The 20,581-nt window shown below is 68.9% G+C and carries 17 protein-coding genes and 2 pseudogenes; 7 read left to right on the top strand and 12 right to left on the bottom strand.

Features of this window, described 5'->3' with window-relative positions; all coding sequences use genetic code 11:
• The first annotated feature begins 98 nt into the window (after window positions 1–98).
• The 3 genes from ABZX40_RS30015 (at window position 99) to ABZX40_RS30025 (ending at window position 2,746) form a co-directional block, all read left to right on the top strand.
• Window positions 99–308, top strand: coding sequence for a hypothetical protein (locus tag ABZX40_RS30015; protein ID WP_355735758.1), 210 nt, complete (start codon window positions 99–101; stop codon window positions 306–308).
• Window positions 309–524: 216 nt separating this feature from the next.
• Window positions 525–1,652 carry a hypothetical protein gene (locus ABZX40_RS30020; RefSeq protein WP_355735755.1) on the top strand — a complete coding sequence of 376 codons (1,128 nt, stop codon included), beginning with the start codon at window positions 525–527 and terminating at the stop codon, window positions 1,650–1,652.
• A gap of 128 nt (window positions 1,653–1,780) precedes the next feature.
• On the top strand, window positions 1,781–2,746 hold the full coding sequence (locus ABZX40_RS30025; protein WP_355735753.1) for a hypothetical protein: 966 nt from the start codon (window positions 1,781–1,783) through the stop codon (window positions 2,744–2,746).
• 357 nt (window positions 2,747–3,103) lie between these two features.
• On the opposite strand, the gene ABZX40_RS30030 is transcribed toward ABZX40_RS30025, so the two are convergent.
• From ABZX40_RS30030 to ABZX40_RS30040, 3 genes are read right to left on the bottom strand one after another with little or no spacing between them, the layout of a single operon-like run.
• Window positions 3,104–4,042: a ThiF family adenylyltransferase gene (locus ABZX40_RS30030; protein ID WP_355735750.1), complete on the bottom strand. Its 939-nt coding sequence runs from the start codon at window positions 4,040–4,042 to the stop codon at window positions 3,104–3,106.
• Complete coding sequence (locus ABZX40_RS30035) at window positions 4,036–4,656, bottom strand: hypothetical protein (protein ID WP_355735747.1); 621 nt, start codon at window positions 4,654–4,656, stop codon at window positions 4,036–4,038. Before ABZX40_RS30035 ends, ABZX40_RS30030 begins: the two co-directional genes overlap by 7 nt.
• Window positions 4,653–5,639 (bottom strand): hypothetical protein, encoded by a 987-nt coding sequence (locus ABZX40_RS30040; protein WP_355735744.1) that lies wholly within the window; start codon window positions 5,637–5,639, stop codon window positions 4,653–4,655. Before ABZX40_RS30040 ends, ABZX40_RS30035 begins: the two co-directional genes overlap by 4 nt.
• Before the next feature lie 455 nt (window positions 5,640–6,094).
• On the opposite strand from ABZX40_RS30040, the gene ABZX40_RS30045 reads away from it, so the two are divergent.
• The 3 genes from ABZX40_RS30045 (at window position 6,095) to ABZX40_RS30055 (ending at window position 8,156) form a co-directional block, all read left to right on the top strand.
• A complete protein-coding gene (locus ABZX40_RS30045; RefSeq protein ID WP_355735742.1) occupies window positions 6,095–6,382 on the top strand; it encodes a hypothetical protein in 288 nt (95 codons plus the stop codon).
• A 246-nt stretch (window positions 6,383–6,628) separates the two neighbouring features.
• Window positions 6,629–7,339, top strand: a complete 711-nt coding sequence (locus tag ABZX40_RS30050) for a TnsA-like heteromeric transposase endonuclease subunit (protein WP_355735739.1) — start codon at window positions 6,629–6,631, stop codon at window positions 7,337–7,339.
• A gap of 184 nt (window positions 7,340–7,523) precedes the next feature.
• A complete protein-coding gene (locus ABZX40_RS30055; RefSeq protein ID WP_355735781.1) occupies window positions 7,524–8,156 on the top strand; it encodes a hypothetical protein in 633 nt (210 codons plus the stop codon).
• A gap of 17 nt (window positions 8,157–8,173) precedes the next feature.
• On the opposite strand, the pseudogene ABZX40_RS30060 reads toward ABZX40_RS30055, so the two are convergent.
• The 9 genes and pseudogenes from ABZX40_RS30060 to ABZX40_RS30100 form a co-directional block, all read right to left on the bottom strand.
• A pseudogene (locus ABZX40_RS30060) lies at window positions 8,174–8,275 on the bottom strand (transposase); the annotation flags it as partial.
• Between the two features lie 241 nt (window positions 8,276–8,516).
• Window positions 8,517–10,169, bottom strand: a complete 1,653-nt coding sequence (locus tag ABZX40_RS30065; RefSeq protein WP_355735736.1) for an NAD(P)/FAD-dependent oxidoreductase — start codon at window positions 10,167–10,169, stop codon at window positions 8,517–8,519.
• A gap of 1,914 nt (window positions 10,170–12,083) precedes the next feature.
• Window positions 12,084–12,849 (bottom strand): annotated as a pseudogene (locus ABZX40_RS30070) (IS5 family transposase).
• Between the two features lie 615 nt (window positions 12,850–13,464).
• A complete protein-coding gene (locus tag ABZX40_RS30075) occupies window positions 13,465–14,352 on the bottom strand; it encodes a hypothetical protein (RefSeq protein ID WP_355735733.1) in 888 nt (295 codons plus the stop codon).
• Between the two features lie 11 nt (window positions 14,353–14,363).
• Window positions 14,364–15,248 (bottom strand): XRE family transcriptional regulator, encoded by an 885-nt coding sequence (locus tag ABZX40_RS30080; protein ID WP_355735730.1) that lies wholly within the window; start codon window positions 15,246–15,248, stop codon window positions 14,364–14,366.
• Window positions 15,248–15,469: a hypothetical protein gene (locus ABZX40_RS30085; RefSeq protein ID WP_355735728.1), complete on the bottom strand. Its 222-nt coding sequence runs from the start codon at window positions 15,467–15,469 to the stop codon at window positions 15,248–15,250. Before ABZX40_RS30085 ends, ABZX40_RS30080 begins: the two co-directional genes overlap by 1 nt.
• Window positions 15,470–17,780: 2,311 nt before the next feature.
• Window positions 17,781–18,764 carry a pyridoxal-phosphate dependent enzyme gene (locus ABZX40_RS30090; protein ID WP_355735726.1) on the bottom strand — a complete coding sequence of 328 codons (984 nt, stop codon included), beginning with the start codon at window positions 18,762–18,764 and terminating at the stop codon, window positions 17,781–17,783.
• Window positions 18,765–19,471: 707 nt separating this feature from the next.
• Window positions 19,472–19,693, bottom strand: a complete 222-nt coding sequence (locus tag ABZX40_RS30095; protein WP_355735723.1) for a DUF397 domain-containing protein — start codon at window positions 19,691–19,693, stop codon at window positions 19,472–19,474.
• Between the two features lie 106 nt (window positions 19,694–19,799).
• Complete coding sequence (locus tag ABZX40_RS30100; RefSeq protein WP_355735720.1) at window positions 19,800–20,225, bottom strand: ester cyclase; 426 nt, start codon at window positions 20,223–20,225, stop codon at window positions 19,800–19,802.
• 75 nt (window positions 20,226–20,300) lie between these two features.
• Here ABZX40_RS30100 and ABZX40_RS30105 point away from each other — a divergent pair, with 75 nt between their 5' ends.
• On the top strand, window positions 20,301–20,477 hold the full coding sequence (locus tag ABZX40_RS30105) for a hypothetical protein (protein WP_355735718.1): 177 nt from the start codon (window positions 20,301–20,303) through the stop codon (window positions 20,475–20,477).
• Window positions 20,478–20,581: the final 104 nt, after the last annotated feature.

Here is a 20,581-nt window from a genome sequence, read left to right on the forward strand (position 1 = left end):
GAGTGGGGAGTTTCCCTGTCCGCGGGGAGATTTAGTGTCCGCCAGCGGGCGACTGATCGTGTCCGCCACCGGGGAGTTCAAGAAGTCCGTTGACACGCGTGCTGACGAGCTTCGAGGCAGATTTGAGCCTGTACCGGCTGGAGGAGAACGCCCTGAGTCAGCACGCCGCCGAACTCCACCGGCGCACCAGCGGCTACTTCAAAGCCCTCACCTACGTCATCTCCACCGCCGCCGTCCTCGCAATCCAAAGCGGCAGCGAGAACATCACCATGAAGGAGATCGACGCCGCGACAGCACAGCTCGGCTGAGCCGCACGGCGACGCTCCTGCAGACGCTGAGGGCCTGCCACCGGTCGGGTACCACTGCCGCTTGGCTTTTGCGGTACGAGTAGGTTTCCGGCTGGTCACCGCCATGAGCCGCCTGGCGGTTCTTGGCGGCCACCGCTTTGTGGGGGTATCGATACCGCGCTGGCCGGAGGGGTTGAGACAATCTCGCTCTGTCCCCCATCTTTGTGAGGCTGCTGCGTGTTTCCCCAGTTCCACCGGCGCAAGGGCGGTGCTGCCGAACTCGGTGCGGCGGCGCCGGGCGAGCGTGGCCCCTTCGGCGTCTTTCCCGGCGCGGACGAGAAGGACGTCGAGGAGACGTACAGGCCTGCTCTGGACCGGTGGCTGAGAGGCGCCAGCGAAAAGCATCCCGTGCGCATGTGGCTTGCCCGGCCGGACGCGCCGATCTTCCCGGTGAACCTTGATGTTCTGGAGGGAATGCTGGACGCTCTGGACTCGGCTGATGGCGGTGACGCCAGGTGGGCAGCGAAGCGCCGGGAGTTCGCCAGCCTCATGTCCATGGGACAGTTCCTGGAGATGCGGAGTGAGTTCGCCGTCGCATGTGCTCTGGCGTCCGCCGGTATCGGGTATGACCTGGGGAAACCAGGCGAGCCCAATCCCGACTTCCTCATCTTGCCGACCAAGGGCGGCGCCAGTCCGGTCGCGGGCGTGGAGGTGACGTCCGCGTCTCCTCCAGGGATCAACGAGCTGTCCGAGCGCATTGAGGAAGAGCTCCAGCCGCACAGCGGCCTTGGCGTCCATATGGTCTTCAGCCACTACCCCAGCAGGCTGAGGCCCGCAGTCGCGGATGAGGTGATCGCCGCAGTCCATGACCAGGCATCGACCGTGGCTGCCAGCGGAAGCCCGGAACCGGTGGTGATTAATGTCGGTGACGTCGTGATCAACGCCGGACCGCTGACCGTCACTGTTCACGTACGGGAGAGCGAGGAGTGGCTGGGGTGGGAAGTCGCAGGCGCTGAACTCACCGGCCCTATGTCCTCCGCCCTCTACGCCGCGGTCGCAGCCGGGCGCAACCCGGCCAAGGCCGCGCAGGGAAGGTCCCTCGACGGCGTGCCCGTACTCCTGTTGGTCGACCTCTCCCGCTACGGAGCGGCGTGGATGCGGTCCGACTGGGTCTGGGCGGGTTCTCTGGCCGCCTCTGAGGAGGTGACGGCCGACTACCCATTTGCCGGCATCGGTGTCTTCCAGCAGAGGCTGGAGAGTCCTGCCGTTATTGGTGTGGGTGTCGGGCTCTCACCACATCTCGGTCCTGAGTCCCGACAGGCGGCTGAGGAACTGTGCGACGCTCTGGGCTGGGCCTGCTCCTGACCGCCCCGAGCCTGGCGGCTGCGTTGCTACACCCGTGAGGCATGCCCCGGGTGCACACGGCTCAGTCAGGTCCCAGGACGATGAGAGCACCGACTACCTGCAAAACCGCAACCACGTGGGAGGGACCTATGAGCAGTCGTGGTGACATGCATTTCCCGGTCATCATCAACGGGCTCGACTACCTGCACAGCTCGGTCAGTTCGCTGGCGGACGAGCCGGAGGGCCGCGCATTGAAGTACACCGTGCTGCACCTGCAGTTCGCGGCCGAGACTCTGTTCAAGGCACGTCTGGAGCAGCACGATCCGGCCCTCGTGTGGGTGAAGCCGGAGAAGTTCGACGAACGGCTGCACCGTCAAGGCGACTTCAAGAGCGTCGGGACGAAGGATGCGCTTGAACGACTACGTGACAGAGCGAAGATCGCGGACCCGATCGACCCGGACCATGCGGCCTTGAAGGCCTTGGTCGATCTGCGTAACCGTCTCACCCACTTCGGGGCCACCGACACCGCCGTTGCCGTGGAGGCGCGAGCCATCCCTGTCCTTGACCTGCTGCTGACGTTCATCAACGAGGAGCTGCTGCCCCACGACAACAGCGATGCGGCCGCAGAGGCCTGGGAGCTGATGGAGAGCATCAGACCGCTCGTCGGCCGGATCCACGGGCTGGTGAACCACCGCCTGGGCCCTCTGGGCGAGAAACTCGGGCCCGCCGGCGGTCATACGCTGCGGTGCCTGTCCTGCGGCCACTTCGCGGCGCTCGTGACCGGCGACGATGAGCGTCCTGTGGGATGCCTGCTGTGCGGGAAGGCTTATGACGACATTCCGGACGCAGTCGAGGCTTATGGCGTCGGGAGCTTCTACGAAGCCATCACACAAGGCGGGGAGCCGCCGGCTTACGAGTGCTCCGAATGCTCCACTGGGCAGGCATGCGTCGTGCCAGTACCGACAGCCGATGAGCCTGACGGGCAGGTGCTGATATGCCTGTGGGGCGTGCACCCCGTCGAGGGAGTGTGCGGCGACTGTCAGCGTGGGGCTGATTTTGCACTCGACATCGGATTGTGCAGCGACTGCACCGGCAACGCCTACGCACGGTTCTGAGGGGCACCGGGGCGGTTCTGGCTACAAGGCAGTTCGTCGAATCGGGCCTATCAGCCAGTTTCGGCCCCGACGGTCCCGCTGACAAGGCGGACATCTCACGGCCGCCCCTCGGCGTCATCGCGTTGCAAAGACCTCGCAGTCCCGCCCTCCTGGCTCGAAGTCCCGCCCACGGCGTCGCATCGCACCCTCTCCAGCCGCCATACAGGGCTGCGGTACACCGTCGGACCGACTTCGGCGCTCACCGTCACACCGGCTCCGACCAGGGGAAATCGATCCGCACGCCTCCGCAGCACAAAGAAAATCCCGTACTGATCACTACATTCCGAGGCAGCTACTAAACCAGTACTTCAGAGCCCATCAACACTTCTCGTAGGCCATCCCAGAAGTACCTGAATCAGTCCCGAAACGATCACTAGAACACCAGCTCAGACAACCCACCAATCTAGTGATCGTCGGCAGATTCATCACACGGCGGGCGGCGACACCGTCGGCGGTGCAGACGACAAGGTCGCTTTCCTGGAGCAGCGGTCTGATGCGGTCGGCGTCGTCGATGACATCGAGGACCAGAGGGACGACTGTGGTGTCGGGGCGCAGGGAGGCGAGTTCTTCGGCGAGGGCGGTGGCTTTGGGGCGGCCGACGTGACGGCGGCCGGTGGTGTGGCGTACGAGGTTGTGCCAGGAAAGGCGGTCGGGGTCGACCAGGGTGAGGTGTCCGATGCCGTAGCCGGCGAGAGCGTGCGCGGCGGCGGATCCGATGCTGCCGGTGCCGACGAGCATGACGCGTGTGGTGTGAAGGTCCCGGACGGGCCAGTGGTCCTGGAGTTGACCGATGCCGGTGATCGGCGGCTCGACGAGGGAACCGCGCGGGTACGCGCCGTCGCGTCCGATGCGCCAGGCGACGATGTCGGACACCTCGTGCTCGGGAAAGGATTCCTTCGCATCCGGTGCGTAGGTCAGGGCGATGTACGGATTGACGCCGGGGTTCTTGTAGCCGCCGGTGAGGTGCTCCTGGAACACCGACAGGGGTATGCCCGTGCCGAGTCTGCCGCTCAGCTGGCGCCAGTAGAGATGGAGCACGGGAGCCACGCGGTACCAGCAGCCGGACAGGCTGACATCGCCGCCGGCTGCGAGCAGGGTCGGGCCCGGTGAGGCGTCGACGGGGAGGATCACGCCGTCGGAAGCGGAGATGCCTCGGATGACGGCCAGGTCCTCGTGGTTGCCGCGCAGGGTCATCAGACCCCAGGGGCCTGCCTGGCGGATGGTGGCTGCGGCGCGATGGGGAACGAGGATCAGCACGAGGGCTCACTCCCGGGGTCTTGATGATCCCGTGCCGTGTCAGGCGGAGTCGCCGGGCTGCTGGGCGTGGGCTTCTTGACGGGCGGGTGGGTGAGGAAGTGGTCGAAGCGGTCGTCCTCGACAATGCCGCGGTCGGACATCTGTGTGATGGCCTCGTGCTTCATCAGCGCGTACTCCACTTTCCATGCCGCGGCCTTCAGGAGCAGATCGACCACGGACTCCCGGCCGGTCCACAACGAGTCGGCGCGCAGGAGACACAGGGTGCGGTCGCCGTTGACATGCCAGCGTGACTGCGTCCACTCGGCCGGCTCGGGAACCGGGTCGAGAGGGAAGATGTGCGGCGGCACCATGGGATAGGCCTGCCGGTAGACCATCAGGACGTGGAGCCCCGTGGTTCCTGTCCAGTCCGTGAGGTGTGCGGGCTGGGGCCGGTCGAACGGCCACAGCGGCAGGATGCCGTGCCAGCTCCCGGCGCCTTCCGCGTCGTAGACGAGGTCGGGGAAGGCGCCGGTGATCTCGCGCTGGTCCCGTTCGAAACGGCGTGGCTCGGCGGCCCACCATGTGAGGGGGGCCGGCTGCGCCGCGGACCTGTGAGGATCGGTGGTGGCCGTCATCCCTGAGGTGCGTCCTTGATCGGCCGGGGGGTGATGAGGGCGGGCGCACCGGTGATCAGGGCCGGTGCTCCGACGGGGTTTGCGGGCTTCGGCGGGGCGGGGAAGGAGTTGCCCAGGATCTCCTGCCACAGGCGCAGGGCCTGGTCGGTGTGACCGGCCGCGGCCGCGGCGCAGGCCCGGTCGGCAAGCTCGGCGGCTTCGGCGAGCGCGATCTGCAGACCATCGTAGTCAAGGTCGGGCTGGATCTCACCGCACAGGCCTGCCGGGTCCCTCACGCCCTCGTTGACGCGTGCTGCCGCGGCGGTGAAGAAGGTGCGCAGTCCGTTGGGGCGGTTACCGGACGTGGGCATGCAGTCGAGAGCGAGGACCTCGATGACAAGCGACTTGATCCGTCCTGTGACCGCGGCGTCGTGACGCCACTGCTTCAGGACGCGGACCAGGGGGCGGAAGTGCTCCCAGTCTCGCTGGCCGTCGGCCACGAGGTTGATCAGGTGCTCGGGGTCGGCGGGCACCCAGGTCTGGGTGAGCTTCTCGGGGATGAGGAGAGTGTCGTCGGCCTGCCGCAGGGCCGGCATCACGTCGACGGTGAACGCGTTCTCGTCGTCGGGGTCGTCCAGGAAGCACTTGACCGCGTGGTTCCTCGGCAGTGCCAGCCGGACTTCGTTGCCGTGGCTGCCGTTGGTCTTGCCCAGCAGCCGGTTGACCTGGCTGCGGGCGTGGTCCAGGGCATGCTCGGAGCTGAGGCCGGCGCTGCCCCAGTCGGGGTGCTGGGAAGCGTCGTAGACGGCGATGATGTCGACGTCGTTGATGGGCTTGAGCTGGGTACTGCGGCGCAGCGAGCCCGAGCCGAACGCCTCGGTGACATCGGGCTCGCTGATCAGCGCCCTTTTGAACAGATCACGCCGGTCCCGGGCGAGCCTGGTCTGGCCCACGTCCTCGTTGACGCTTCTCTGGAAGTCATCGAACGCCTCGTCGATCCGCACGATGCCTCCTCGATCTCGCGTGTCCAGCCCTGGTTCCACACCGAATTCGGCCGCCTGGTGGGGCAGGCTTCGTCCGTGTCCGGGAGGCATCGGGCAGCTGCCAGCCAGCGTAGACACCGCCACTGACAACGCCCCCTGAGAAGGGGTAAACCACCCCCGTCAACAGGCAGCGAGGAACCTGAAGCCGGTGGGGAGCGGTACCGAAACCTGCGGAGATCACAACGCGATACGATCCCTGTGGCCCCAAACTCACCGCTCCCGCAAGAGCGTCTCAATGAGATTGAAGCGGAGCCTCAGACTTTCAAGCTTCGCAGGTCAGAGCCTTGGAAGCCGCCATAGAGCGGCCATCAACGATCAAGATCAGCTTCTCAGTCAGTGAAGGCCTGCAGGCCAGCGAATTGAAAGCTCGGCCCAAACTTCAACCCGACTGAGACGACATAACCGGGCAGTTGCGGGTGCTGGGCAAGGAGAAGAACGCGCCCGGCTCGGGAAGGATGTGGCGCGCGACGGTGCCCGCCGAACAGCGTGCGCTGATCACCAGCACCATCGAGAGCGCCGAGGAACAGCTGCTCCAGTTGCGCGGGGTGCAGACTGGACCGACCGCCGACATCGCCCAACAGCTTCTGCGCAACCTCCGCCACAGCGCCGCCCTGATCGACAACGCCTGGAAGCGGACCGCCCTGGCCGCGGTGAACGCCGGGATGCCCCTGGAAGAAGTCGCCCAATGTCTCCCGACGCCTTGATGACCATGCTCGCGGCCGGCTAGGAAGACGGCGGCTGAGAATCGTGTTCGTAGCGGGCGCGTTGGCTGTTGGCCGATAACAACACTCGTCGGTGGCAGAAATACTGAAAACGCGGGCGCGCGGCCGGGCAGGAGTTGGCTGGCGCGAGTGATCAGCGCAGCAGAAACCCGGCCCGGAGGCCGGCCAGAGCGGGCCGCACCGTGCGGAAGCGGCTTCGAGGCGGTCTTCCTCGACCCTCTCGGGCAGATGGTCCAGCAGCGATGGGCGGACGCGACCCTGGCAGTGGCCTTCGAGGACCTGCCGCCCGTCTCCGCGTTCCCGGCGATCCCGGGGCGGCGGTGGGGACCGGGCCTGTGGTGGTCGGCCACGACCGGACGGCACGTGGCGGCCGGGTCGAACGCGATGCGCCTGCAGCTGATGGTCCTGGACCGCGCCCCGGAGGTGACCGCCCTGGCGGGCCGGCCGGTGCGGCTGCTGTGGCGCAACCACCGCGGACAGGTCCGCTCCTGGGTTCCGCAGCTGTTCGCCCGCTATACCGACGGCACCGCCCTGCTCGCCGACTGCCCCAGCCACCCCGACTCCGGCGGCGAACGCGCCCTGAACGCCGCGGAGGCAGTAGCGGAAGCCTGCGCGCACCTCGGCTGGACCTACCGGCGCCTCGCCCCGCTCGACGACATCCTCGCCGCCAATCTGAAATGGCTGGCCGGGTACCGTCACCCCCGCAACGCCGGCCGCCCCGGCCTCATGCGCGCCGTCCTCGACGCATTCGCCCAGCCCCGGCCCCTGCTCCAAGGCGCACAAGCGGCCGGCGACCCGATCGAGGTTCTCCCTGCCCTCTTCCATGCCCTGTGGCGCAGACAGCTGACAACCGACCTGGACCGCCCCCTGCACAAGCAGGTCCTGGTCGGCCCGGCCCAGAGCCGAAACAGCCTGGACAGGACGGGAGGCCGCAGGTGAGCGCCCGGCGCAACGCCCGGCCGGCGCTCAGGGTCGGGGCTCACGTCCGCTTCCGCGGCGTGAAGTGGCAGGTGGTCGCCCTGGCCGGGCAGGACATCCACCTCATCGGCCCGGACGGGGGCGGTCAAGCGGTGCTCGCCGGGCACCTGTTCGCCGACCCCGGTTTCACGTCATCGGGGCCGACGTGCCCCAGGCGGCCCCGCAGTGGGGGCTGTTCGAGACCGCCCCCGCCGCGGCGCGCGAGAAGGCACTGGCCTGGCAGCGGCACGTCAGGGAAGTCGAATGCGGCCTTGCCGGCGGGCTGGGCAGTGACGGGCTAGTGCGGCCGCAGTACGACCCCGCCCAGCACACGCTGGCCCAGCGGGAGCAGGCCAAGGCTATGGAGCTGACCGCGCTCGGCTTCGGCCGCGTCTCACGCACCACGGTCCAGCGCATGCGCCTCGCCTACCGCAAACACGGCCTGTGGGGGCTCCTGGACCACCGCAGCACTCGCGCCGCGAGCCCGACCGGGCGGGCCGACGAACGGGTCGTCGCCGCCGTCCGCAAGGCGCTGCGTCGGCGGCGCGGCCGCTCCAAGGGCACCATCAACGGCCTGTTCCCCCTGATCAACAACATCCTGGAAGACCGGCACGGCCCCGGCACGGTGCCCACGCCGTCCCAGGCCACGCTGTACCGGCTCGTCACTTCTCTCGCCCGTCCCGGCGAACTGCCCACCGGGCCTGTCCGGGCCATTCCCGCCAGCTTCGACGGACGGGCCTTGTCCCGCAGCAGGTCGTGGACCTGCTCGGTCGTCCCGTCCGTCTCCCACTTCGCGTAGTAGTCGCACACCGTCTTGTACGGCGGGAAGCCGTGCGGCAGGTACTCCCACGTGATGCCGGTGGGGTTGACGTACAGGATCGCGTTGACGATCTCCCGCAGACCGTGTACCCAGGCCACCGTGCCAGGACCCGTCCGCCCGGCCCGCCAGACGGCGAAGACCGGCTCGAGCAAGGCTCAGCGGGCATCGGACACATCACTTCGGTACGGACAAACGCTCAGCCGCACACCCAGCAACGACCACCAACGCGGCCTCGATGGAGGAGCGGCGCCCGGCCGCGATGACGAGGGCCGTCCGTCCGGGCGGGGAGCGCACCCAGACGGACGGCGGATGAGCGGGTTCCGGTGCCTTGGCTGCCGGTCAGGTGATGGCGAACCCGGGGTAGCCGCTGGTGGCGACCTCGTCGCACTTCTGCCGGTAGGCCCCCACACCACCGGTGTAGGAGAGGAAACGTCGTGGCTTGCCGGACACGTTGGATCCGGTGTACCAGCTGTCGGTGCCGGGGAGCAGTGTTGCGGCGACGGTCTGCTCGTGATGCTCGACCCAGGCGTCCTCGGCTTCCCTGGTGGCCTCGATCGTGGTGGCGCCCTGGGCTCTGACGTACGTGATGGCGCCGCTGATCCATTCGGCCTGCTGCTGTGCACAGGTGGTCATGTTGCACAGCGCGGCTGACGGTGCCAGGGGGGCTCCGATGGTGAACAGGTTGGGGTAGCCGTGTATGCCGAGGCCCATCAGTGTGCGGATGTCACGGCTCCACTCCTCGGCGAGACTGCGGTTGCCGCGCCCCCGCACATCGACGCGGGCCAGCGAGCCGGTACCGGCGTCGAAGCCCGTTGCCAGCACGATGACGTCGAGTTCGTGGACGGTGCCGTCACTGAGGACGATGCCCTCCGGGACGATACGCGCGATCGGGTTGTCCCGGACACCGACCAACTCGACGTCCGGGCGGCGGTAGACCTCGAGGTAGTTGTCGTCGAGAGGGACCCGGCGGGTACCGAAGCCGTAATCGGAGGGCACCAGGATGCCGGCGAGCCGATTGTCTCCGAGGCGGGCGCGCATCTTGCTCCGGACGAACTCCGAGATCTCGTCGTTGACCTCGCGCTCGAAGAAGAGGTCGGCGAATCCGCCCACCCAGAGCCTGAGCGAGCCGTCCGCGTAGAGCTCCTCCATCACCTCACGGCGCCGCTGCGGGGTGTACTCGGCCCAGACGTGCGCGAAGTCGAAATCGAATCCGGCGAAGGTGTGCGGCACGGCCGAGCTGACTTCACCGAAGCGGGCCTTGTAGGCGGACTGCTCCACCTCGCCGTAGACGCGGTTCCTCATCGGGAGTACGTACTGCGGCGTACGTGCGAAGACGGTGAGGTGCCGGCCCCTTCCGGCGATCGTCTGGATCACCTGGATACCGGTGGCACCGATGCCGACGACTCCGATGCGTTTGCCGGTCATGTCGGCGTCCCCGGCCGGCCATTTCGCGGTGTGCAGGATGTCGCCGGAGAAGCTGTCCTGCCCCTCGAAGACATTCTCCAGGGGTGCGGAGAGCGGTCCGGCGCAGCTGACGAAGAACTGCGCGTCGACCGTGTCACCGCGGTCCGTGCGCACCGTCCAGCGGCCGCGGTCCTCGTCGAACACCGCGCTGGTGATCGTCGTCGAGAACCGTATGTCGCCCCGGAGGTCCAGCCGGTCCGCGACGTACCGGGTCCAGCGCTGGATCTCGGGCTGACCGGGGAACCTCTCGGTCCAGCTCCAGCCCTTGTAGAGCTCCTCGTCGAACATGTACTGGTAGACGTGGGACTCGCTGTCGAAGCGCGCACCGGGATAGCGGTTCCACCACCATGTCCCGCCCACGTCACCGGCCTTGTCGAAAACCAGCACACGCAGTCCCAGCCGGCGCAGAAGGTGCAGCTGGTGGAGCCCGGCGATGCCGGCGCCGAGAACGACGGCGTCCACCTCGACACGCTCCTCGTCTGTCGCGCGGTACGCCGCCGGTAAGGACGTTTCCCCTGCGGTGGTCATCCTGACTCCTTCACTTCGGGCGCGTACGGAGAGTTCAGGAACCGGGCGCTGCCGGCCCGTCGGGTGCCGCCGGGCAACGCGTGGTCCCCCCTTAGCTTCCTGAGAGCGGGAGCAGAGTTGCCGGCCGCTCGGCATCAGGTATCTCGACCAGTCCTTCCCGGAGCCGGGCCGGGTGATGCGCGGCATCGGCCCGGAGCCCGGCGGCGACTCCTTCACCCCGGAGGCTCTCGGGCGGGTGTTCGAGGACACCCTGCGCGCCGGGGCGGACCCGGTGGAGGGCGTCACCCACACGGTCCATGACCGTTGCGCTCACTTCCGTTGCACTCAGCTCGAGACGCTTTGCCTGCTTTTCAAAATATTTGACAGCTTTTCATGTATTCCGCCATACCTTGTCCGCCACTTCCAGTGAACGAGCGAAAGGTAATGTCATGCGACGAACTGAGTACGCTGCGCGACAGGTCGCCAAGCGCCTGAAGGTGCCCGCAGTCGTCTTCCGGTGGGCCCTGCACACCGGCCTGATCCCAACCCCGGACGCGTCGCGCTGCCGGTGGTCCCGGGCCGCCGTGGAGGCGCTGGACGCCGACGCCATCCGGGCTGCGATGCCCTTCCCCGCCGATCTCCGGCGAAGCGGCGGCCGACCGGATCTCCGAGCGCTCGCCACCCCGAATCCGACCGCGTACGGCGAGCGGGCGAGCCTTCGTGGTGCGCCGGTTCGTCGACCGCGGCCTGCTGGCCGACCCGAGCGCGAACCCGGACGGAACGCAGCACCACCCCGGCCAGGTAGCGGAGGTCTGCCTCCGAGAGGATCTGGCGGACATGGTCGCCGCCGACATCCCGCTCGGGCCTGAGCAGGCAGCCGTCCGGTTGGGGGTGCGCCGTGCCGACCGCGACCAGATGGTCCGGCTCGGCTGGGTCCGCTCCCCGCAGTCGATCGAGGTCCGCTTCGGCACCAGCCGGGGCCTGAGCTCGAGGCCTGGCTGGAAGCAGTTGCGCGGTGGAGAACGACCGGCGCTCTCCGCCCGCGGTGCTGCGTCCGGCACCCGCGCCTACACTCGCTTGAGTCTGCGGGCGCCCTTACAACGCTACGCCGGTACTCCCCCGGACGGCCGCGCCACCGTCACGCCCGGGACCGACCCCCAACTCCCCAAACCCCCCAGCTCTGCAGACCCCCGGACGGACACACCAGTCGGCCCACCCGGACAGACGTCAGAGTCAGGCCAGGCCCCCGTTGCTGCCGGACCGCGCCCTTGACCCGTGCCCGGCCGGGGGAACGATCGAACCAGACACGGCGAACGGGCGGGGAAGAGGGTCTTACCTGTGTCACCCACCTCTAGGTCAGGCATGAGCCCACCGCCGGAACAGTGCCCACCCACAGCGCTACGAAGGTCCGTCTCCGCCCACCGCAACGACGGCGGCGAGGCTCAGGCGCACGGTTCAGCCGGGTCCAGGGCCTCCACTCACTGCACCGGGCCGTGCGAGGTCAGAGCCGTAACGGCCGGCCAAGCCGGGCCACCGCAATCGCCCTGCTCGCCACGGCGGCCGACAACTCGTAGGCGCGCACCTGCTCGAAGGTCAGCTGGACCCCGCTCCGTCCGGACCCAGCACCGTACGAACAACCCAATCCCACCTCGATGTTCCCCCGTCCGGGGCCGCACCCTCAACCAGACAACCGGGACGCGCCCACTCGGGAGATCAAAACCGTAACCCTTCCTCGGGTAATGGTCACGTCGGGTAGCTGGTCGGTGGTTTGGCGAGGTCAGATCTGCTTCCCGGGAGCGGCTCCCGGCTGGCGGTGGGCTCCGTCCATGACTAGCCTGCTCCCGTCCGGTGGGTGCCGCCAGATCCTCTGGATCCTCCGGAGTGGCGTGCACAGTTCCTGGACATCTTAGAACTCCTATCAAAGTGTGAGTGCCCTCAGCCTCGTCGGCAGGTGATGCTGCAGGCGAGGCTGAGGCAGGCTTCGTGGATGTCATCGCGGATCTCCCAGCCGATGCCGGGTCGGCGGAACCAGTGCAGCAACGCGAAGCTCTGCTCGATGACCCACCCGGTGCACTCCCAGTCCTGATCCGTGTTCGGTGCCGCACCGCGCAATGACCGGGTAATCCCGGCGGCCCGGACCTGGTTGCGGAACTTGTCGTGGTCGTAGTCCCGGTCGGCGTAGATCGTGTCCGGCTGCTGTCGGGGGCCGTCCGCGCCGTCGCGCACCAGCGGACCTGCCTGGATCAAGGGCATGAGCCGACTGACGTCGTTGCGGTTGCCGCCGGCCAGTGATACCGCGAGGGGATTGCGTGCACTTCGGTGATCAGATGGTGCTCGGAGCCTATTCCGGGTACGGAGGACCGGGCCCGGTCCAGTTCGGGCCGCCTTTCACGGGCCCGCACGCGGGAGCCGACGATCACCGCCCGCGAGCAGTCCAGACCACCGGCGCCATGCAGTTCCGCCACAGTGATTCATTCAGGCACTGCCAGACACTCGCGTCGTTCCAGGGCCGCAGACGCCTCCAGCAGGTCATACCCGAACCGAAGCCAGCCCAGTTCACGGGACAGGAACTCCCACGGGGTACCGGTGTAAAGCACGAACAGGATGCCCGACAGCACTCTACTGCCGTCCAGACGCCTGCGCCTGGGGTGACCGCCCGGAACAGCACCATCGCAAGCAACGACTCGACCCGCGCCCACAACTCATCCGACGCAACCCACGGATGCCCCTCACCCTTCCTCGCACACCGGCCAAAAGGCCGCCAGACTCACGCATTCCAAGGATATAGGCGCTATTCAGCAAGGAGTTCTTAGTGCCCGCGATCGGCGCGGGCTGGCCCGGTCAGGTCTTGTGCGATTGGTGCGGCCGGCACAGTCAGGGGTGCGGACAGGTCGGTCGCCCGCCCGGCGCATCGGCACACAGAGGTTGTTGGCTGGTCCGGTGCAATGCTCCGGCTCACGGGGCGAAGCCGGTCGGCAGGCACCGTGAGCCGACCTGCTCGTCGTCGTGGTTGTAGATGCCCGCCCGGAACACCCCCGCAGCACGGGGCCTGCGGCTTGGTGAGCTGGGCTCTTGTCGGCGATCGTCAGGGTTTTCGTTCAGCGCACCATCACGCCGACCGTTGCACCGTCGAGGCCCCTGGCCCGAGGTCCTCGCCGACCGTTCGCCGCGGGCCCTGCGCAGTGCGGCGGACCTCGGTCGCCGCAGCCTGCTGGTGTGCCTCGATTACGCGACGGTGACTGTCCGGCGGGGTGCGGTGCTGTTCCGGGCGTGGGCGACTGGGGGGCGAGATCGGTGGCCACGACGAGCCGTTCGGCTAGACCTTCTGGTGAAGAACGCCTGAACCGTCCCCGCTGGAGGTTCCTGCCCGGCGGGCGAGGGGGGGTGCTGTCGGCCGGGGGTGGTTGCGGCAGGGCCAGGGGAGGGTGGCGGTGAGGAGCCATTCGACCTGCTCGGCGAAGTGGGGTTCGGGGACGGGGATCTCGACGCCGGGGTGGCGGGCGTAGTGCCGGGTGGCGTTCTCGGCGACGTAGTGGGTCAGGGCGTTGATGCTGTGCCGCATCGGGCGGGATCCGAAGGCAGTGGTGAGGCGGCTGAGGGTGCGCAGCACGGTGGGGAGGCTGGCGTCGAAGGAGACGCATTCGGGTGGGCTGGTGCCGACGACGGTGAGGGCGTCGGTGCCGGGCTCGGTGGCCTCGGTGTTCTGTCGGGCCTGGCGGTGGTAGAAATCGGCGGCGTGTGTCTCGCCGCGGGAGCTGTGGTAGAGGGAGAGGGTGTGGCAGGCGGGCGGGTGGCCGTCGCCGGCGGCGTACTGCCACCAGAAGCGGGCGCCGTCCTCGATGCCGGCGATGTGCAGGGCACAGCCCAGGAGCCAGGCGGAGTGCAGGTCGGGCATCTGGTCGGTGAGGAAGTCCAGGGTGTCGCTGCGGACGGTGTCGAGGGCGGTGGTGCACAGGACCAGCAGTTCCTGGGAGCGGCTGGTGTCGCCGGTCGGGGCGGTCCGGCGGCGCGGGGTTTCGGCGGTTCTGCCGTGGCCGGGACCGGGACCGGCGTTGGAGGGGGGGTGGGTTACGGGGACGGGGCGGACGGGCGGGGCCAGGTCGTCGTCGGGGTAGGGGGCGGTGTCGTAGGGGTGGGGGTCGTCGGGGATCTGGGGGCGTGGGCGCAGGCGGGCGCGGGCGAGGAGCTGGTCGATGGCAGTCATGGGGGTGAGGGTCACTCCGGGGTCGGTGGGGTCAGGAAGGTCTCCACGACGAAGCGGGCATGGTGGTCGACGGAGTGCGTGTAGGCGGGGGTGCGGCCGAGGACCTGGGCGATCCTCTCCTGGGGCAGGCCGCACAGGTGGTGCAGGACAGCGACGTCCATGTGGCTGTCGGACAGCCTGGTGATCGCGTCGAACAGGTCGATGAGTTCGGTCAGGTCGACGAGATGGCCGGGGGTGGCGGCGTGATCGTGGAGTTCGCGGGTGGAGAAGACCGCGGCTCTGAGGTCGAGCCGGCCGTCGTGGTGGCGGGGGGCGCGGGTCATGACACGGGAGCGGAACAGTTCCCAGGCGTAGCGGTGGAGGTTCTCGTTCGTGGTGGCGTCGTCCCACAGGACCCAGAGCATGTCGAAGCTCTCGCTGACGACGTAGTTCGTCCTGCTGTCGGTCAGCAGGAAGGCGCGCGCGTAGTCGGCGTAGGCGGCTTCGACCTGGAGGGTGAACCCCGCATGGGCCGGCGGGGGCGGCTCGCCGGGGTGGGCGACCTGGTCCAGGCCGTTGCGGATCCAGTGCTCTGCCCTGCCCGCCTCGCGGGCGGCTGCGATCCACAGTCGGCGCAGGGGTGGGATGGGCAGTTGAAGGGAGCGTACGACGCTGAAGACCATCTCCCAGGCCGGGAAATAGCCGACGCCTCGCAGGAGTTCGCTGATCCGGGTTCGCGAGTAGCCGGAACGCTCCACGACGTCGTCGAGGGTGGTGCCCTGGGAGAAGAGGACGGTGCGTACGGGTTCGAGCAGGGCCCGGTGTGCGGGCCCTGCGTTCCGGTCGATCGGGGCCGGCGGCCGGCCGCGTTTCGGCCCGGTCACGGGCGGGGGCTTGGCCGGCCCCGGGGAGGGCATCACTGTGGCGCCTCCTGACCCTCACCCGGACAGGATCTGGAATGCCCGGCCAGCGGGGAGGGGTCGGGGGTGGTCAGGGAGGGGACGAACTGCTGGACGAGCAGGACCAGCGGGGGCAACAGGATCGCGGCTGCGGCCGCATGCCCGAGCACGACCATCAACGTGCTCCACAGGAAGACCGCCACCAGGACGGAGACGGCCCACAATCTCTTACGCGACATCGCACTCGGTTTCTGTGAGCGAAGAAGCAACAGCCCTTCCCGGCACCGGTGCTGAAGCGGCACCGGGAAGGGATCGCCAGAATGACCCCCATCCCCCTCGCCACGCCACGTGATCGCCGAATCACGGAAAAATCAACGCCCGTGCCACCCCGGCGCTGCCTCCCCCGCACCGCACCGGGCCGTACGGGCCACAGGTTCAGCACTTTGGGGTAGAAACAGCACTTCTGCCCACCATCGGTTGGGGTTCCTGCATCATGAAGGGGACTGGCGCCGTTCGACGCCGCACTCCGTGCGGCCCCCTGTGCTGAAGCAACATCCAAGAGGGGGCCGCACGATCAGTCCCTCCCCAGCCACCTCCTCCCTCGCGACCCGCCTGGCTGCGGCGGAGAGGTCCGCTCGGAGCAAGGTCCTGGGCTTGTACCGACGCGCCCGGTGGACGCAGGGCGCGGGGACCCAAGGGGCAGGTGACGGCGTACCGGCCGGGATCTCGCCGTGCTGAGGCGGGTACCCGACTCCCGCGCGGAATGAGGCTCCGCGCGGGAGGGGGACGCGGGCGCGGTGTGCTGGGTGGGGTCAGCTGTGCGGCTTCTTCGAGGGTGTGTGGTTGAGGACTCCGACGCCGGCCGGTGTAGTTGCCGACGTGGGTCCGGCGTTCCTGGCAGTTGGACCGCCGTTGGTCGCCGCTCGCCCTGGGAGCAGACGGTGGGCAGGTGTGGCATCGTCCGGCCAGTGGGGTCCGGTCGGGATGGGGCGGCCACGGGTGCGCCGACTGTCCGGAGCCGAGAGAGTCACGCAGGAACGCCGCTGGAACATCCGGCGGCCGGATCGATCCGTGGTCGGGGGCGAAACCGGCCTGGGCCGCGCTCTGCTCGACGGCCCCGGAGCCGGACCGCGGGGCCGTCGGCGACGCGACGCGGTTGCGAGGAACGGGCGCAGGGAGAGGCAGCCGACCGCAGGTCCGGGAAGTGGCCGGTCGGTCGCCTCCCCTGCGGGGGTCTCGGCTCCGGCTTCCAGCCGAACGGCGGTGCCAGGGGCCTGGTTTGTCCGACTTCAGCATCTGCGTGGCGTCCCGATGCGCGGACGGTGACTCGGGTTCGCTGAAGTGCGGGTCGGGTCGTCCTGCTGCCCCAGGGCTGCCGGTGGATGACTGATCTCCGACAAGCGAAGAACGGGGTGGCTGGCATGGACGGGGGAATGCTGGAGCCGCGTGACTTCAGGGATTTCGCCGGGTTCGTGGCGGTGATGCGTCAGTTACGGCAGTGGGCGGACCTGAGCTAGCGGGAGCTGGTGCGCCGCGCGGGTGCGGTGGGGGACGTGCTGCCTCGTGCCACGCTCTCCGCGGCGCTGAGCGGGCAGGAGCTGCCCCGGGAGGAGTTACTGGCCGTCTTCGTCCGGGCCTGCGGCGGCGACGAGGCCACGATCGAGGTCTGGGTCACGGCACGAAGGCGTCTGGCCGTGGAGGCAGAACGGCTGCCCCGCGAACTCCGCCCCGGAAACCACACCGTCGGCGGGACTGGAGCCTCAGCCAGACGGGTACGGCGGGGCGGTGGAGGAGACCCCGGGCGGTGCCTGCCACGGCGGGGCGGACGATACCGGCACCAGGACCGGTACCGGGATCTGGATCGGGACCATTGGAACGGCCGGGAACGCCTGGAGGGTGGGTCACGACGAGTGGGCCCAGGACGCTGCGGGAGCGTATCGGTCTCGGCCGAGGAGCCGGTGCCTGGAGGAGCCGACCGGGACGTTCTCACCGGCGACGAGGCCGCGGAGGGCTCCCCTGCCGTGCCTGCTGGGGCGGACTCCCTTCCGGTGGGGACGACGGCAGAGCCGCGCCGTGTCCGGCTGCGGCGGGCGGCCGTGGTCATCACGGTTGCTGCCGTTGTCGTGTTCGTGACGGCCACGGCAGCAGGCATCCTCGATCCCGGCCACGACGCCGCAGAGCCGGCGGACACCCGGACCGGTCGCCCCACGGCCACGGTCTGCCGGACACCGTCCGCAAAGTCGCCCGGCAGCACCGGCCCCGATCCCACCGGCACCGGACCGGAATCCGAACCCGCCCGAACACGGGACGCAGCGCAGCCGACCCCGGCCGGCAGCAAGGCCCAGCCGAAGGAACCGCCCCCGACACCGAGTTCCTCGCCATCGCCGACCCCCGGTTCTGCGCGGCCATCGTCTACAGGCTCCCCTTCGACGCCACCATCATCGAAACCGGCACGGAGATCTGACGGCTTGCCCGGACGAGGGCCAGACGGCAAGAGCCGGGCAAGCAGTCATGGCGAGCGAGTACAGGCCGAGCACACAGAAGCTATGGTCAGAGTGTGTGGTGGAGGGGAGCCGCACCTACCCATCGGTGGTAGGTGTCTACGTCGACATTGCTGCCGCACACGATGGTGACGACGTGCCGGCCGACGAAGCGGTCGCGGTCTTCGAGCATCGCCGCGATGCCGAGGGCGGCGGACGGTTCGACGACGAGGCCGGCGTGGTCGAGGAGCAGCCGCATCCCTGCGACGATCGACTCCTCACGGACGAGGACGGCGTCGTCGGCGACCAGAAGGAGGTCGTCCAGGACGGCCGGGATGGGATACCGGCCCGCGACGCCGTCGGCGATGGTGTCGGCCGAGTCGGTGGTGACGACACGGCGCTGCCGCCACGAGAGCGTCAACGCCGGGGCCCCCAGGGGCTGGACGCAGATCACCTCGACTCCGGGCACCAGGGACTTCATCACATGACCCACACCGGTGGCCAGCGCCCCTCCGCCGAGAGCGATCAGGACGGTGTCAAAAGACGGCACGGTGTCCACCAACTCCAGGCCGATGGTCGCCGCTCCCTCGCAGGTCTCGATGTCCAGACTGTCCTCGACCAGCCGGATGCCGTCGTACCGTGCAATGGCCGCCGCGCGCTCGCGCGCCATCTCGTGGTCGCCGTCCACCAGTTCCAACCGGGCGCCCAGTGCGCGGATGCGATCAAGCTTGACCCGAGTCGCAAAGCGGGATGCCACGACGGTGACGTCGAGACCCCGGCCTCGACCGGACCATGCGAGAGCCTGCCCAAGGTTGCCCGCGCTCGCACACACCACGGCTCGCGAAGCACTGTCGGCGAGCCGGCTCGCGACCAGTTCGGTGCCACGGGCTTTGAAGCTGCGGATCGGGTTCGCCGTTTCGAGCTTGATGCTCACGGTGCACCCGAGGCCCGGCTCCAGTGCCTCGCAGCGGTACAGCGGAGTGTCGAGGAAGACCGGGTCGATTACCCGGCGAGCCGCCCGGATTCGAGCAGTGTCGAGACGCGTCTCCGGCATGGCACAGGAGCATAGCGCCGCCCGCACAGTTCCCTTCGGGTGAACGCCCGGTGATTGGTGTCGGCATTGGGAGGCTTTCAGCCGGAGCTGCCCACTCTGGTGGTGGTGGTGGCGCTGCGTGCGGCGTGGTCCGCCGAGGAGGAGAGCTGCGCGCTTTCGGGCAGGTGTACGCGGGCAGGAGAAGGCGGCCCACCGAGGGCGGGTTCTTTCGGAGGGCCTGGGCCTCGCGGCCGGTCGTGGAGGGGTATGCGGCCGAGGTCTGCCAGTAGGACATCGCTGTCCTGGAGCCGGTGGTCCCGTCCCATGTGCGAGTCGTCGTCGATCCGGACGCCGTGATGGGCCCGCAGTCCGGCCGCCGCTGTCGCAGTTCTGGTGCTGAAGCGAGTCCAACGAATGGAGCCCCACGGACGAGTTCTACTGGGCGGCTCACCCATCTGTACACGGCACCCCGACCAGCCACCACCCGACGAACGACCGCCGGTCTGCGCGGTGCCGGCCGCCCGCCCTCGTACCGGGTACGGTCCGCCTCGGAGCCAGGACGCCGGTGCCGGGCGGCTGCCGGGGTGGCCACTGAGACCGCCGTGCGCAGGCGGACCACCACCCCGCCCGTAACCGGGTGGTGAACCTGGACCGGAACGCCCTCGCCAACAACCCCAAGCACGCCGCGCACGAGCACCAGACCACGACCCCGACATGTCCGGCGAAGCTCAGCCTCGGAGTGCACCCGCCTCGATCCCACCACGGAACGCGGACCACCCGACCTCCGAGAAGCGAAGCGGGGTGAGACGCGGATCCTTGGAATCGCGGATCGCGACCGCGATGCCCGGCAACTGCGCCACTTCGACGCAGTCCCCGTGCACCAGGCTGTAGGACGACCTACGCCAGACCGCGTGAGCGGTGTCCCAGGCGCGGAGTTCGGAATTCCGCACGATCTCCTCCTTGTTCGATGCGATTACAGGCCATTGGTACCCGCCTCAGTCGGCCTCTACCAGTCCAGCCGATCGCACCCGCCCTCCTCAGCGGGCCTGACCTGGCCTATCCTTCCGATCCCGGCGGCGCGCCGAGCTGTTCGAGCGCCCCTTGCATGTCCCAGTTGAACCAGGCTTCCGCGATCCTCCCGTCCTCGAACCTCAGGGTGGTCTGACCGCCCACCTCGAAGGTTCTGCCGGTGGGAGGGAATCCCTCGTACTCCCCGATATGACGCCCCCGGACCGTGAACCGCGCCGCCACGAGCGTGTCCTCGGCGACCATGCTCTCCGCCGTGTGCCGGAGCCCGAAGGCCACGAAGAGCCGCTGGTAGATGTCCCGGGCCTCGGGCAGTCCCACGGTCTCCTGTGGCATGGCGGGATCATGTTCGCGATACCCCGGCGTGCATAGTTGGTCGTAGGCGGGCAGACGGTTGCGCTCGTTCGTCTCCTCCAGAAACCGGCTGGCCACGGCCTTGTTCTCTCGGTGTCCCATAGGGCCCTCCCTACCCGCGCCGCCGACCGGTGATGGCGACTGTCGCACCTGCGGGGCAGCGCGCGCGGAACCGAGTTGACCCCCTCCCGGCCGCTGTACCGCGCCCCTTCGTACGCGGCCCCGCTGCCGGTGCGCCCCCGGCGGGCGCGAGGACGCGTCGCCACACTCGGCTTGCCCGACATCACCCACGCCCCCGCGGACCTCGCCGAGATCGCGACGACCGGCCACACCCAGCAGGGAACCCGCCCCTGAATTGGGGCATCGCCCCAGCGAGAACGAGCATCGGACCCAACCCGGACGGTGCCACCCACGCTCTCCTCGACGCCAGAGGCATCAACCCACACCACTCTGCCGCC

Origin of the sequence: Streptomyces sp. NPDC004610 (assembly GCF_040609715.1) — a bacterium.
Taxonomy (GTDB): Bacteria; Actinomycetota; Actinomycetes; order Streptomycetales; family Streptomycetaceae; genus Streptomyces.